At 66.8% G+C, this 12,898-nt stretch carries 14 protein-coding genes; 4 read left to right on the forward strand and 10 right to left on the reverse strand.

Annotated features, from left to right (window positions below; genetic code table 11):
* Positions 1-247: 247 nt before the first annotated feature.
* From AC0IZJ_RS27240 to AC0IZJ_RS27260, 5 genes are all read right to left on the reverse strand, one after another.
* Entirely contained in the window at positions 248-1,759 is a 1,512-nt protein-coding gene (locus AC0IZJ_RS27240; RefSeq protein ID WP_471855228.1) for a tripartite tricarboxylate transporter permease, read from the reverse strand.
* Between the two features lie 9 nt (positions 1,760-1,768).
* Positions 1,769-2,233, reverse strand: coding sequence for a tripartite tricarboxylate transporter TctB family protein (locus AC0IZJ_RS27245; protein ID WP_471855230.1), 465 nt, complete (start codon positions 2,231-2,233; stop codon positions 1,769-1,771).
* A gap of 109 nt (positions 2,234-2,342) precedes the next feature.
* Positions 2,343-4,127 carry a type IV pilus assembly ATPase TfpB gene (gene tfpB, locus AC0IZJ_RS27250; RefSeq protein ID WP_471855232.1) on the reverse strand — a complete coding sequence of 595 codons (1,785 nt, stop codon included), beginning with the start codon at positions 4,125-4,127 and terminating at the stop codon, positions 2,343-2,345.
* 12 nt (positions 4,128-4,139) lie between these two features.
* Positions 4,140-4,913 carry a spermine/spermidine synthase domain-containing protein gene (locus AC0IZJ_RS27255; RefSeq protein WP_471855234.1) on the reverse strand — a complete coding sequence of 258 codons (774 nt, stop codon included), beginning with the start codon at positions 4,911-4,913 and terminating at the stop codon, positions 4,140-4,142.
* Positions 4,914-4,925: 12 nt separating this feature from the next.
* Positions 4,926-5,501: a DNA-deoxyinosine glycosylase gene (locus tag AC0IZJ_RS27260; RefSeq protein WP_471855235.1), complete on the reverse strand. Its 576-nt coding sequence runs from the start codon at positions 5,499-5,501 to the stop codon at positions 4,926-4,928.
* 18 nt (positions 5,502-5,519) lie between these two features.
* On the opposite strand from AC0IZJ_RS27260, the gene AC0IZJ_RS27265 reads away from it, so the two are divergent.
* The 3 genes from AC0IZJ_RS27265 to AC0IZJ_RS27275 are packed head-to-tail and all read left to right on the forward strand — an operon-like array spanning position 5,520 to position 7,548.
* Complete coding sequence (locus tag AC0IZJ_RS27265) at positions 5,520-6,335, forward strand: mechanosensitive ion channel family protein (RefSeq protein ID WP_471855308.1); 816 nt, start codon at positions 5,520-5,522, stop codon at positions 6,333-6,335.
* Positions 6,336-6,342: 7 nt separating this feature from the next.
* Positions 6,343-7,158 carry an MOSC domain-containing protein gene (locus AC0IZJ_RS27270; protein ID WP_471855236.1) on the forward strand — a complete coding sequence of 272 codons (816 nt, stop codon included), beginning with the start codon at positions 6,343-6,345 and terminating at the stop codon, positions 7,156-7,158.
* A gap of 21 nt (positions 7,159-7,179) precedes the next feature.
* The gene (locus tag AC0IZJ_RS27275) at positions 7,180-7,548 is read left to right on the forward strand and encodes a hypothetical protein (RefSeq protein WP_471855238.1); all 369 of its coding nucleotides are present in this window, start codon (positions 7,180-7,182) and stop codon (positions 7,546-7,548) included.
* On the opposite strand, the gene AC0IZJ_RS27280 is transcribed toward AC0IZJ_RS27275, so the two are convergent.
* Genes AC0IZJ_RS27280 through AC0IZJ_RS27295 form a run of 4 tightly spaced genes read right to left on the reverse strand, consistent with a single transcriptional unit; the run spans position 7,529 to position 11,155 of the window.
* Positions 7,529-8,353, reverse strand: coding sequence for a TatD family hydrolase (locus AC0IZJ_RS27280; RefSeq protein WP_471855240.1), 825 nt, complete (start codon positions 8,351-8,353; stop codon positions 7,529-7,531). The two genes, AC0IZJ_RS27275 and AC0IZJ_RS27280, sit on opposite strands and share 20 nt — an antisense overlap.
* A gap of 15 nt (positions 8,354-8,368) precedes the next feature.
* Positions 8,369-9,223 (reverse strand): formyltetrahydrofolate deformylase, encoded by an 855-nt coding sequence (gene purU, locus AC0IZJ_RS27285; RefSeq protein WP_471855241.1) that lies wholly within the window; start codon positions 9,221-9,223, stop codon positions 8,369-8,371.
* Positions 9,220-9,906, reverse strand: a complete 687-nt coding sequence (lolD, locus tag AC0IZJ_RS27290) for a lipoprotein-releasing ABC transporter ATP-binding protein LolD (protein ID WP_471855243.1) — start codon at positions 9,904-9,906, stop codon at positions 9,220-9,222. Before lolD ends, purU begins: the two co-directional genes overlap by 4 nt.
* On the reverse strand, positions 9,899-11,155 hold the full coding sequence (locus tag AC0IZJ_RS27295; protein WP_471855245.1) for a lipoprotein-releasing ABC transporter permease subunit: 1,257 nt from the start codon (positions 11,153-11,155) through the stop codon (positions 9,899-9,901). The genes lolD and AC0IZJ_RS27295 overlap by 8 nt, the downstream gene beginning before the upstream one ends.
* A 98-nt stretch (positions 11,156-11,253) precedes the next feature.
* Here AC0IZJ_RS27295 and AC0IZJ_RS27300 point away from each other — a divergent pair, with 98 nt between their 5' ends.
* Entirely contained in the window at positions 11,254-11,778 is a 525-nt protein-coding gene (locus AC0IZJ_RS27300; RefSeq protein ID WP_471855247.1) for a SixA phosphatase family protein, read from the forward strand.
* Positions 11,779-12,046: 268 nt separating this feature from the next.
* Here the strand turns inward: AC0IZJ_RS27300 and AC0IZJ_RS27305 are convergent, their stop codons facing one another.
* On the reverse strand, positions 12,047-12,889 hold the full coding sequence (locus AC0IZJ_RS27305) for an HDOD domain-containing protein (protein ID WP_471855248.1): 843 nt from the start codon (positions 12,887-12,889) through the stop codon (positions 12,047-12,049).
* Positions 12,890-12,898: the final 9 nt, after the last annotated feature.

A 12,898-nucleotide genomic window follows, 5' to 3' on the forward strand; every position in this document is an offset into this window, starting at 1 on the left:
CGTCTCCAGATCACTCAGCGCTTTGTCATCAGCGAAGCCCACGACTGTAGCACAGGTTTTTGATCAGGCGCAAGCGTTCGCACCAACCATGTGAGCTTGCGCACGACCAAGCGTTCGCCCGGCTTTTTACAGGTCCACGACGCCGCGAGCTCTATGGATACCTGGGACGGAGTAGCACCGCTACTCGCAGATTCTCAACACGGGGGGCGATCCCTTACCCAGCGGCAGCGTGCGCCAAGCCCTTGGGTCAAGCCTCTTCCTGGAAAGCTTCCTCGCGCTTGTTCTTGATGGACGGCAGCATGACCACCACGATCATCAGTGCAGCGGCAATCAACAAGCCGGCGGACAACGGGCGAGTCAGGAAGGTACTCCAGTCGCCGCGCGCCAGCAGCAGCGCACGACGCAGGTTCTCTTCCATCATGGGACCAAGGATGAAGCCGAGCAGCAATGGTGCTGGCTCGCAGCTGAGCTTGTAGAAGATGTAGCCCAGCAGCGCGAAGCCGGCTGTCATGAAGACATCGAAGTTGTTGTTGTTCAGCGAGTAGGTGCCGATGCAGCAGAAGACGACGATGGCCGGGAACAGGAAGCGGTAGGGCACCGTCAGCAGCTTGATCCAGATGCCGATCAGCGGCAGGTTCAGCACGATGAGCATCAGGTTGCCGATCCACATTGATGCGATCAGCCCCCAGAAGAGTTCCGGGTTGCTGGTCATGACCTGGGGACCGGGCTGGATGCCCTTGATCGTCATGGCGCCGACCATGAGCGCCATGACGGCGTTGGGCGGGATCCCCAGCGTCAGCATCGGGATGAAGCTGGTCTGGGCGCCGGCGTTGTTGGCACTCTCCGGTCCCGCTACGCCCTGGATGGCGCCTTTGCCGAACGGCACGCGAGGGTTGCGATTGATCTTCTTCTCGAGGGTGTAGGCCGCGAACGAGGCAAGGAGAGCGCCTCCGCCAGGCAGCACGCCAAGGACCGAACCCAAGGCAGTGCCACGCAGCACCGATGGCCACGCATCCTGGAAGTCTTCACGCGTGGGCCATAGGCCCTTCACTTCCTTGGTGAAGACTTCGCGGTGCTCCTCCGGCTGGCCCAGGTTGGCGATGATCTCGCCAAAACCGAAAACGCCCATGGCGATGACGACGAAACCAATACCGTCCGTCAACTCGGGAATATCGAAGGAATAGCGCGCAGTGCCGGTGATGACGTCGGTGTTGATCTGGCCGAGCAACAGGCCCAGGACGATCATCGAAATCGCCTTGACGAGCGAACCGGACGCCAGCACGACGGCGCCGACCAAGCCAAGCACCATCAGCGAGAAGTATTCAGCCGAGCCGAACTTGAAGGCGAGTTCAGTCAGCGGAGGGGCGAAGGCCGCAATGATGATGGTGCCGACACAGCCAGCGAAGAAGCTGCCCAGGCCGGCGGCGGCGAGCGCGGCGCCGGCACGGCCACGGCGGGCCATCTGGTAGCCGTCGATCGCGGTCACAACCGAGCTGGATTCGCCCGGCACGTTGATCAGGATGGCGGTGGTGGAGCCGCCGTACTGCGCGCCGTAATAGATGCCGGCCAGCATGATGAGGGCCGGCGTGGCGTCCAGTGTGTAGATGGACGGCAGCAGCATCGCGATGGTTGCGACGGGGCCGAGGCCTGGCAACACGCCGATCAATGTGCCAAGCACGGTGCCGAAGAAGGCGTAGGCCAGGTTCTGCAGGCTCAGCGCCGTCTGGAAGCCGAGAGCGAGGTTGTTGAGCAGGTCCATGTCGTCGACTCAGCCGGTGAAGTAGATGGGCCAGAGCGGAATGGTCAGCTTCAGGCCCACGATGAAGAGAGCCCAACTGCCGACGGTCAGCAGCACACAACTGATCAGCACGCCGCGCCAATGAAACTCACGGCCAGCCAGGGAAGACAACACAATGGTGAGGGGCAGCGTGCAGGACAGCCCCAGCCGCGGCAGCGCGAGGCCGAAGACGGTGATGGCGAGGATGATGACCAGCAGAGGTCGCCAGGCGATGTCGCCAATGGGGTCGCCGCCTTCGGACTCAAGCGTCAGCGCCTTGAACAGCACGAGACCGCCGAGCAACGCCAGCAGGATGCCGAGGCCAAAGGGGAAGTACGCAGGACCCGGGCGCGCCGAGGATCCGAAGGAGTAGTCGGTGGCACCCCAGGCGAATGCCACACCGATTGCCAGGAAAAGCAGGCCTGAAAAGAAGTCCCGCTGGCTCTTGATCTTCATCGCGTCTTGTCTCCAGCGCCGCGGGAAGGCGCGAAATGTTGTGGCGAGAATTCTGGCAGCGGGGGGCGGGCGGCGGCCTGTGGATTACACGTAAGCCAGCCGGCCCAAGCTAGCCTTCCCACGCTGGCGTGCTGCGCAGCACTTCTTCCACCGTCGTCACGCCCTCGGCCACTTTCATGGCACCAGCCAGGCGCAGCGGCCGCAGCCCTTCCTGCATGGCTTGGCGGCGCAGACCGGTGAGGTCGCTCAGCGTCGACTTGACGCCCTCGGTCACTGACAGCAGCTCATAGAGACCGGCACGGCCACGGAAGCCCGTGTTGCGACATTCCAGGCAGCCGACCGGCTTGTAGGGTTTGACGCCACCGCCCAGCCGCCAGTGCTTCACCAGCTCATTCAGGCTTTCGCGCGTGACAAGCGGGTCGGGCTCCTTGCAATGCGGGCAGAGCGTGCGCACCAGGCGCTGGGCCAGCACGCCAATGATCGTGGCGCTGAGCAGGTAGCTCGGCACGCCCAGGTCCAGCAGGCGCGTGATGGCGGAGACCGAGTCGTTGGTATGCAGGGTGCTGAACACCAGGTGCCCTGTAAGCGCGGCCTGGATGGCCATCTCGGCCGTTTCCAGGTCGCGGATTTCGCCGACCATGATGATGTCCGGGTCCTGGCGCATCAGTGCGCGGAGGCCTTCAGCGAAGCCGAAGTCGAGGACGTTCTGCACCTGCGTCTGGTTGAAGGCCGGCTCGATCATCTCGATCGGGTCTTCGATGGTCGTGACGTTGACCTCGTCGGTGGCCAGGCGCTTGAGCGTCGAATAGAGCGTCGTCGTCTTGCCGCTGCCGGTCGGGCCGGTCACGAGGATGATGCCGTGGGGCTGCTTGGTCAGGCTTTCCCAGCGGTCGGAGTCGTGGCTGCCGAAGCCCAGCGACGCCAGGTCCTTGACCGCGGTGTCGGGGTCGAAGATGCGCATGACCATCTTCTCGCCGAAGGCCGTGGGCAGCGTCGACAGCCGCATTTCGACTTCATCGCCGGCCGGGTTGCGCGTCTTGATGCGGCCGTCCAGCGGGCGGCGCTTCTCGACGACATCCATGCGGCCCAGCAGCTTGATGCGCGAGGTCATCGCCGCCATCACGGTGGGCGGCAATTGGTAGACCGTGTGCAGCACGCCATCAATGCGAAAGCGGATGACGCCCATTTCGCGGCGCGGCTCCAGGTGGATGTCGCTCGCACGTTGGTCGAAGGCGTATTGCCACAGCCAGTCGACGACCTGCACGACGCCCTGGTCGTTGGCATCCAGCTGCTTGTTGTTGCGGCCCAGCTCGACGAGCTGCTCGAAGCTCGCCACCTGACTCTGCTCGCCCGCCTTGGCGGCCTGGCGCACGGAGCGGGCCAGCGTAAAGAACTCGGTTGTGTAGCGGGCGATGTCCAGAGGGTTGGCGATGACCAGCTTGATCGGCTTGCGCACATGCGACTCGATCTGCGGCACCCAGGCGGTGTCGAAAGGCTCAGACGTCGCGATGGTGACGTCGTTGACACCGAACTGCACCGGCAGGCAGCGCTTGGCCTCGGCATAGCCGATGGACATCACGTCGCCGACGCGGCCGACATCGACCTTCAGCGGGTCGATGCGAAGGTAAGGCAAGCCCACGCGCACGGCCAGCCATTCGGACAGCGCGTCCACGTCCAGCGGCTTCCCCGTGGTCAGGCGCACCAGGCTGGCGTGGCCCAGCCGCACCAGCGGGTGCAGTGAGCTGTCACCGGCCGCAAAACGCTGCTCGGTGCGCAGCGACTGGGCCTCGTCGATGAGTCCATCCTTGAGCAACCACTTCAGCAGTTGCCGCCATTCCAGGCGGCCTTCGGGCTTGGACGGTGTCGCGGGCGCTGGATTGGGCTTGGGGGTCATCGGCGTCGTGTTCTAAAGCGCTTGCAGGATGCTCACGGGCAACGGCCTCACGAGGCGCAGCCACTTCTGGGCCGGCAGTTTGAAGCGCGATTCGATAGTAGCCGCGCGCTGCTCCAGCACGTCGCGGTGCGGCACCTGCACGCCACGGGCAGCGACGACGACGGTGTTGCCCTCTTTGGTGGGCGCCAAGCTCCAGACCTGATCCGACCCGAAGGCCCGGGCGATGCGCAGCGCGCTGCGCGCGAAGCTGGCGCTGCGGCCGAACAGGTTGACCGTCATCAGGCCGCCATCGGCCAGCACGCCACGGCAGGCGGCGTAGAAGGCCTCGTCATCCAGCACGGGCGAGGCGGCCTCGTGGTCGTAGAGGTCGACGTTGAGCACGTCGACCGTCTGCAGGTGGGCGTCGTCGTTGACCCAGCGCGCGGCGTCCTCGTTGACGACCTTGAGCCGCGCGTCGTCCGCGGGCAGTCGGAACCAGTGCCGGCAAGCAGCGATGACCTCGGGGTTGATCTCGACGGCCGTGGTGCGCATCTTCAGCTGGCCATGGCAAAAGCGCGTCAGCGCCGCCGCCCCCAGGCCGAGCTGCACCGCGTGGCCCTCGCCGAGCGCCGCCGGGTCTCGCCACAGCATCCAGGCACACATGCGCTGGACGTATTCAAGCTCGAGCTGATCAGGTTTGCGGATGCGCATGGCGCCCTGGACCCAGATCGAATCCAGGTGCAGAAAGCGCACGCCGTCAAACTCGCTCAGCGTGGCGGGGGCCCAGGTGGGTGTCTTGGTTTTCATTGGCGAAGCATCCTAGGCCACGCGTCCTTCGCGGGGCAGGTAAAGCTGCAGTGCCGCGCGCCAGGCATCGACCTTGGCGGGCAGGCTCATGCCCGCATGCGCCGGGCTCGTAGACGGCAGGCGCAGCACGGGCAAGCTGACCGCGCCCAAGGCCAGCAGCGCCTGCTTGTGCGCCAGCGCGCCGTTGCAGGCGATGGCGCGCAGCGCCGGCAGCCTGGCCAGCAACTCCCGCAGATCGCTCGGTTCGGCGGCCTCGATGGCCGTGTCCAGGCTGCCCTCGCGGCGGCAGGCGGCCACGGCGTCCCACAGCGCAACCTGGTGGCGGCGCAATGTCTGCAGACGTTGTTCATACGGCCGCGCCGGCAGGTCGGCCTCGCCGAGCAGCGCGCCCATCAGCGGCCAGAAGGCATTGCGCGGATGGGCGTAGTACTGCGCCGCCTGCAGCGAGGCAGCGCCGGGGAAACTGCCCAGCACCAGCAGCCGGGCTTGCGCATCGAACACCGGCGCAAGGCCGACGAGACGCTCAATTTCGGGGTTCGCAGCCTTGGCAAACACGGCAGGCGGCTGCGACGATGCGCGGGTTTTCACAGGGAGTGACTCGACATGATGAATACGGAAGCCATCTGGCTGTTTCTCAGCACGCAGGGCGTGGATTTCGGCCTGAAGATTCTCGCGGCCATCGCCGCCTGGGTCGTGGGCCGGTGGCTCATTTCAATCGCGCTGCGGGTCTTCTCGGCGGCGCTGCAACGCGGCCATCGCATCGACTCGACGCTGGCCACCTATCTGCGCTCCATCCTGAGCGTGTTGCTGAACCTGATCCTCATCCTCGCGATCCTGGACATCTTCGGCGTCAAGACCACCTCCTTCGCCGCGCTGCTGGCCGGCGCCGGCCTGGCCATAGGCACCGCCTGGGGCGGTTTGTTGACGCACTTTGCGGCCGGCGTCTTCATGCAGGTGCTGCGGCCGTTCAAGGTCGGCGACTTCGTGCAGGCCGGCGGCGTGACAGGCACGGTGACCGAGATCGGCCTGTTCGGCACCACCATCAACACGCCGGACAACGTGCACACCCTCGTCGGCAACAACACCGTGTTCAGCGGCGCCATCCAGAACTACTCCGCGCAGGCCTTCCGCCGCGTCGACTGCCTGGCCAAGGTCGCCAACAGCGTCGACCCGCTGGACGCCATCGCGCGGCTCAGGCCCGCCATCGCGGCAATCCCGAACGTGCTGGCCACACCGGCGCCCGACATCGAAATCCTGCAGTTCACGCCCGAAGGCCCGCTGCTGTGCGTGCGGCCCTACTGCCACACGGACCATTACTGGCAGGTCTACTTCGACACCCACAAGGCCGTCGTTGCGGCGTTTGGCGCCGCCGGCTACCCGGTGCCGGAGACGCCGCTCGCACCCCGCAATCGCGAAGGCTGAAACCACCATGGCCGATCTGATCGCCCGCATCGCCGGGCTGTGGCGCTACCCCGTCAAGTCCTGCGCCGGTGAGGCGGTCGACACGCTGCCACTGGATGCCGACGGCTGGCCCGTGGGTGACCGCGGCTGGGGCATCGTTGATGCGAGCGGCGAGCTGACCTGGATGGGCGCGCATCCGCGGCTGGCCCTGGTGCACACGCGGCTGGTGGGCGCTGACCTGGAGTTGCAAGCCGAGGGGCGTTCGTTGACGGTGCCGGGCGACGGGGGCGACCCGTTGGATGTGCGCGGCTGGAACGGCGAGCGGCAGGCCTTCGATGTCCTGCAAGTCTGGGATGCCGGCGAGGACGCCGCCGCGCTGCTGCACACCACGACCGGCGAGCGCCTGCGGCTGGTGCGGTTGAGCATCGAGGCCCAGCGGCGGCCCGTCCTGAACGCGCTGCACGTCATTGGCAACGGCTCGCTGCAGTCCTGGCGGGATGCGCTGGCCCGGCCGCTGAACGGGCTGGCTCAACGAGCACGCCCCAACCTGCTGCTGTGCGCCGAGGACGGTGGCGAGCTGACGCCCTTCATCGAAGACCTGATGACCGAAGCTCTCATCGGCGCGTTGACCTTGCGCCGCACGAGCGTCTGCGTGCGCTGCGTCGTGCCGACGGTGGACCCGGCAAGCGGCGAGGCGCAACCCTTCGCGCTCGACGCGCTGACCCAGCTGAGCGCCGAACGCGTGCCCGGCGCGCCGGTGCAGTTCGGCATCTATGCGCGCGGCAGCGGTGCCGGAACGCTCAGCGTGGGCGACCGCGTGGCGCTGACACTTGATTTCGCTTGAACCCGACGACCATTCCCAACCATGAAACAACTGCTACTGCTCATCACGCTCTGCGCCACGCTGGCCTGCCAGGCAGCCGAATCTGACGCCACCACCCCCGCCGTGCCCGAATCAGCCAGCCCGGCGTCCGGGGCCGTGAAAGCGACCCAAAGTCGCTGCCCAGCCTTGCCAAGACTGAATTTCGCAAAGATGCCCCGCGGCGACCTGAGCTTTGTCGTGCGCTTTCTGATCAAGGCGGATGGCAGCGTCGAAAACGTGCGCATCGAGGGCAAGCGAGCCAAGGACGTCAAGCGCATCGTCATGACCGCTTTCAACGGCTATCGCTGCCTGCCCGGCGAGGCGGATCAGGAATCCACGATGACATTTGGCGTCAGGGAGACCAGTTACTGACCAACCTGGGCAACGCCGCAAGCGCGTTGGCCGACGTGATCGCGGCCGTCTTCTCCGCCGACCAGCCGCGCAGTCCCGCCAGGCTCTCGGCGATGCGCGGCAGCTCGGACGACTCGTTGCGTGCCTGGCCCGGGTCGGCCTCGCGTTCCTCGGCCGTCTTGTAGAGCCACTGCGGCGGAATGTCCGGCGCGTCGGTTTCCATGACCAGCGCCGTCTCGGGCACGCCGGCCGCAATACGGCGGATCTGTAGCGAGCGCTCGAAGGTCAGCGTGCCGCCGAAGCCGAGCTTGAAGCCGAGGGCTATGAAGGCCTGCGCCTGCTGCTCGCTGCCGTTGAAGGCATGGGCGATGCCGCCGTGCGTGAAGCCCACGCGGCGCAGGCCGGCCAACAGCTTGTCTGCGCTGCGGCGCACATGCAGCAGCACCGGCAGGCCGAAGCGCTTGGCGAGCTTGAGCTGCTCAAGATAGAAACGTTGCTGAGTGTCGGGGTCGATGCCCGGCACGAAGAAGTCCAGGCCGATCTCGCCGACGGCGACGAGGCGCGGGTCGACGTGATGCGTTTCCAGCGCCTCGGCCAACTTGTCGAGGTCGCCCTCCGCAGCGCCCATCACGCGCAGCGGATGGATGCCGAGCGCATACGTCAAGCCGTGCTCGATGGCCAGCAGGCGCACCGTGTCGAGGTTGCTCGCAGCAACGGCCGGTATGACGATCTGCGTGACGCCCGCCGCCTTGGCGCGGGCGACGACGGCGTCACGGTCGGCGTTGAACTCGGCCGCGTCGAGGTGGCAGTGGGTATCGATCCACATGCCTGCCTTTTTATCTCAGCGGAAGACGACCGTGCGGTTGCCGTTGAGTAACACCCGGTGCTCGGCATGCCACTGGATGGCTCTGGCCAAGGCCACGCACTCCATGTCGCGGCCGATGCCGACGAGCTGCTCGGGCGGCATGCTGTGGTCGATCCGCGCCACTTCCTGCTCGATGATCGGGCCCTCGTCGAGGTCGCTGGTGACGTAATGGGCCGTTGCGCCGATCAGCTTCACGCCGCGTTGGTAGGCCTGGTGGTAGGGCCTGGCACCCTTGAAGCTGGGCAGGAAGCTGTGATGGATGTTGATGGCCTTGCCCGACAGATCACGACACAGCTCGGGCGACAGGATCTGCATGTAGCGGGCCAGCACGACGAGGTCGATCTGGTTGTCCGCCACCACTTCACGGATCTTGTCCTCCTGCGCGGCCTTCTGCGCGTCGGTCGCGCCCAGCAATGGGAAGTGGTGGAAGGGAATGTTGTGCGAGGCCGCGAGTTGGTAGAAATCGCGGTGGTTGGACACGATGGCCGGAATCTCGATCGGCAGGTGCCCCGTCTGCACGCGGAACAGCAGGTCGTTCAGGCAATGGCCGAGCTTGGAGACCAGCAGCAGCACGCGCGTCTTGCGGGCGCGGGCCACCAGCTCCCAATCCATGCCGAACTCGGCGGCCAGCGGCGTAAAGGCGGCCTGCAATGCGGTCTCTTCAGCCTGGGCCTCGAACTCGATGCGCATGAAGAAGCGGGCATGGTCAGCGTCGCCATGCTGGTGTGACGTCAGGATGTTGCCGCCCTGCTGCAGCAGCATGCCGGTGACGGCGTGGACGATGCCGGAGCGGTCGGGGCAGGAGAGCTTGAGAACGAAACGCGGAGTCATGCCGAGGTCGTTTGAAATTGGCCCGCAACCAGCAGCAGCTGCCGGTCGCAGCGCGCCGCGAGGTCGCGGTCATGGGTGACAAGAACGAAGGCCGTACCCTGCTCGCGGGCGCGCTCCAGCATCAGCGCGAACACGGCGTTGGCGGTGTCACGGTCGAGGTTGCCGGTGGGCTCGTCGGCCAAAACACAGGCCGGTCGGGTGACCAACGCGCGGGCGATGGCCACGCGCTGGCGCTCGCCGCCGGAGAGTTCGGACGGGCGGTGCAACGCACGCTCCTTCAACCCGACGCGAGCCAGCATCTCGGCCGCCACCTCGCGCGCCTGGGCGGGCGTCTGGCGGCGGATGCGCAGCGGCATGGCGACGTTGTCCAGCGCCGAGAACTCGGGCAGCAGGTGATGGAACTGGTAGACGAAGCCCAGCTGCTGGTTGCGCCAGCGGCCGCGCTCGGCCTCGTCCATCGAGGCGAGCGACTTGCCCATCAGCGTGACGCCGCCCTGCGTCGGCGAATCCAGCCCACCCAGCAGATGCAGCAGCGTGGACTTGCCCGAGCCCGAGGCGCCGACGATGGCGAGCGTCTCGCCGCGCTTCACGTTCAGGTCGACGCCACGCAGCACGGTCACGTCCAGGCCGCCCTCTTCAAAGCGGCGGGTCAGCCCGGTGGCTTGGAGAATCAAATCACTCATAGCGCAGCGCCTCTGCCGGCTGCACGCGGCTGGCGCGCCAGCTCGGGTAGAGCGTGGCGAGGAAGGCCAGGCTCAGCGAGCCGATGGCGATGGGCACGATGTCGGCCTGCTGCGGGTCGCTGGGCATCTGGCTGATGAGGTAGATGCTGCCCGGCAGGAAACTGACATTGAGCAGATGTTCGATGGCCGGCACGATGACGTCGATGTTGAAGGCGATGAGCAGGCCGAGCACCACGCCGGCCAGCGTGCCGATGACGCCCGACACCGCGCCCTGCACGATGAAGATGCTCATGATGGAGCGCGGGCTGGCGCCGAGCGTGCGCAGGATGGCGATGTCGCTCTGCTTGTCGGTCACCGTCATCACCAGCGTCGACACAAGGTTGAAGGCCGCGACGGCGACGATCAGCGTCAGCACGATGCTCATCATGCGTTTCTCGATCTGCACGGCGTCGAACCAGGTCGCGTTGGAGCGCGTCCAGTCGCGCACGCGGATGTCCGGGCCCATGCGGCCGGCCAGTTCGGCAGCCACACGGCGGGCGTCGTGCACGTCGCTCAGCTTGAGCTGCACGCCGGTCGGGCCGCCGGTGCGGAAGAGCTTGGCGGCGTCCTCCACATGCACGAGGGCCAGGCCGGAGTCGTATTCGTAGTGGCCCGAGTTGAAGATGCCGACGACATTGAAGCTCTTCAGCCGCGGCACGACGCCGGCCGGCGTGACCTGGCCGCCGGGCGCAACGACGGTGATCTTGTCGCCCTCGCCCACGTTCAGCTGCCGGGCCAGCTCGGCACCCAGCACGATGTTCCAGGCGCCGGGCACGAGCTTGGCATAGGCCGTGTCCTTGAGTTGGGCGCCGAGACCCGTGACGGTGGCCTCCTCGGCCGGTGAGATGCCGCGGATGACGGCGCCGCGCATGTCTTCACCGCGGGCGATGAGGCTCTGGCTGGCGACGAAGGGCGCCGCGCCGATGACCTCGGGCATCTGCCGCGCCTTGGCGGCCGTGGCCTGCCAATCGGGCAGCCCCTGGCCGGCGTAGTCCAGCAGCTCGACGTGGGCGATGACGTTGAGCATGCGGTCGCGCACTTCCCTCTGGAAGCCGTTCATGACCGACAGCACGACGATCAGCGCCATCACGCCCAGCGCGATGCCGATCATGGACGCGCCGGAGATGAAGCTGATGAAGCGGTTGCGCCGCCCGCCGCGGCCGGCGCGGACATAGCGCCAGCCGACCTGGAGTTCAAACGGCAGGGACATGGGGCGGGGAAAAGGCGTGCGGCATGGGGCCGGCATGGTAACTGGCAGGGCATGGCGAGAATGGTGTGAGCCCTTGCCTGGAGCCCTCTGGAGTTGCGATGAAGCCCTTGTCTGTCCTGCCCGCGGCGTTGTTGCTGACAACGCTCTTCGCCTCCCCTGCCAACGCCATGCCGGATCTGGTCATCCTCGTGCGCCATGCCGAGCGTGCCACCGAGCCCGCAGGCGACCCGGCGCTGACGCCGGCCGGCGAGCAGCGTGCCCAGGCTCTGGCGGAGGCATTGGCCGGGCTGCGCGTGAACGTCATCCTGACGACGCAATACCGCCGCACGCGCGACACGGCGGCGCCGCTGGCCAAAGCGCTGGGCATTGAGCCGCAGGTGGTCAATGCCAAGGCCGGGCATGTGCAGGCGGTGGCCGATGCGGTGCATGCTCAGACCGGCGTCGTGCTCGTCGTGGGCCATAGCAACACCGTGCCGGCCATCCTGACGGCGCTGGGCGGCCCGCAACTGCCGGAACTCTGCGAGACGAGCTTCGACCATGTCTTCCTGTGGCAGCCGGACGCCCGCTGGATGCGGCTGCGCTATGGGGCGCCGAGTGAGTCCGCGCAGGCAGGCTGCCAATAGTCAGGCAACACGCCAGGCTGCGGCCACCGCATTCGATTCGATCAGCAGGAACGCGCGCAGGGAAGGGCTACACACGCCAGCCGGAGGGCACCGCCACGTCCGTGTTCCAACGGTCCACGATGCCTTCATCGTCGCTCCAGAAACTATCGGCTGGCGCCTTCAGCAATACGTCCAGCCCGCTTGCGGAGTCTGCGCATGCGAGCAAGCAAGCGAGCCGCCAGACATGCACTGCGCGCGAGCATCGGCGTCGATTCGAATGCAGACCCCATCAATGCAGCATCTGCTCGACTTCAGCGGATGGGTCACCTGCTGCCGCCACCTTGCTGGCCAGCAGGTCGAGGTCCAAGTGCAGGTGCTCGATCAGCTCGGGCACCGCCACCTTCAGCGCATGCACCGGCTCGTCGTGGTGCTCGGCGGCGTCGGCCAGCACCTCGGCCACATGCAGCACGGCGGCAATCAGTGAGAAGGGGCGAATCTCCAGCGGCGCGTTGGCGTCCTTGAAGGCCTCCACCATGCGGTCCGGGAAGTGCCAGTGATCGGCGAGCGACGCCGTCACGTCGGCATGGGTGCAGCCGAAGCGGTGCTCCTCCAGCGAGAAGCGGCTGCCGGGCTCGGCGGCGTGCGCCTCGACGTCGGCCACCAGCTGCGGCGCGTCGATGGCCATCAGCAGTTGGCCGGTGCGCAGCATCAGGCCGGCGAGGTAGGCGGTGTCGGTCGTCGCGCCATCCGCGCCCAGCATGCGGGCAAGGATGCGCGCGTAGTTGGCGGTGGCGATGCTGTGGCGCCAGAACACGGTGCGGTCCAGCCCCTGCACCTTGGGGAAAGCGCCGCTGAGGCAGGCGGCCATCGCGAGGTTGCGCAACGTCTCCAGGCCCAGCGCGTGGGCGGCGTCAATGACGGTGGAGATCTGATGCGACGGGCTGTAGTGGGCCGAGTTTGCCAGGCGCAGCACCTTGGCGGTCAGCGCGCCGTCCTTCTCGATCAGCGCCGCGATCTGGGCCAAGCCGACGTTGTCGTCGTCGAAGCTCTTCAGCAGCCGCGAGGCTACCTCGGGCATGGTGGGCAGGGCGTTGTGCTTGACGAAGAAACGCTCGGCGGCTGCTGCTGTCATCGTGGACTC

It is taken from the genome of Roseateles sp. AC306 (assembly GCF_979253795.1).

Bases quoted from the DNA above. Each gene is read 5' to 3' on its own strand.
- AC0IZJ_RS27245 (WP_471855230.1), bottom strand. From the start codon at position 2,233: ATGAAGATCAAGAGCCAGCGGGACTTCTTTTCAGGCCTGCTTTTCCTG.
- tfpB (WP_471855232.1), bottom strand. From the start codon at position 4,127: ATGACCCCCAAGCCCAATCCAGCGCCCGCGACACCGTCCAAGCCCGAA.
- AC0IZJ_RS27295 (WP_471855245.1), bottom strand. From the start codon at position 11,155: ATGTCCCTGCCGTTTGAACTCCAGGTCGGCTGGCGCTATGTCCGCGCC.
- AC0IZJ_RS27300 (WP_471855247.1), top strand. From the start codon at position 11,254: ATGAAGCCCTTGTCTGTCCTGCCCGCGGCGTTGTTGCTGACAACGCTC.
- AC0IZJ_RS27240 (WP_471855228.1), bottom strand. From the start codon at position 1,759: ATGGACCTGCTCAACAACCTCGCTCTCGGCTTCCAGACGGCGCTGAGC.
- AC0IZJ_RS27255 (WP_471855234.1), bottom strand. From the start codon at position 4,913: ATGAAAACCAAGACACCCACCTGGGCCCCCGCCACGCTGAGCGAGTTT.
- lolD (WP_471855243.1), bottom strand. From the start codon at position 9,906: ATGAGTGATTTGATTCTCCAAGCCACCGGGCTGACCCGCCGCTTTGAA.
- AC0IZJ_RS27265 (WP_471855308.1), top strand. From the start codon at position 5,520: ATGAATACGGAAGCCATCTGGCTGTTTCTCAGCACGCAGGGCGTGGAT.
- AC0IZJ_RS27270 (WP_471855236.1), top strand. From the start codon at position 6,343: ATGGCCGATCTGATCGCCCGCATCGCCGGGCTGTGGCGCTACCCCGTC.
- AC0IZJ_RS27280 (WP_471855240.1), bottom strand. From the start codon at position 8,353: ATGTGGATCGATACCCACTGCCACCTCGACGCGGCCGAGTTCAACGCC.
- AC0IZJ_RS27275 (WP_471855238.1), top strand. From the start codon at position 7,180: ATGAAACAACTGCTACTGCTCATCACGCTCTGCGCCACGCTGGCCTGC.
- purU (WP_471855241.1), bottom strand. From the start codon at position 9,223: ATGACTCCGCGTTTCGTTCTCAAGCTCTCCTGCCCCGACCGCTCCGGC.
- AC0IZJ_RS27305 (WP_471855248.1), bottom strand. From the start codon at position 12,889: ATGACAGCAGCAGCCGCCGAGCGTTTCTTCGTCAAGCACAACGCCCTG.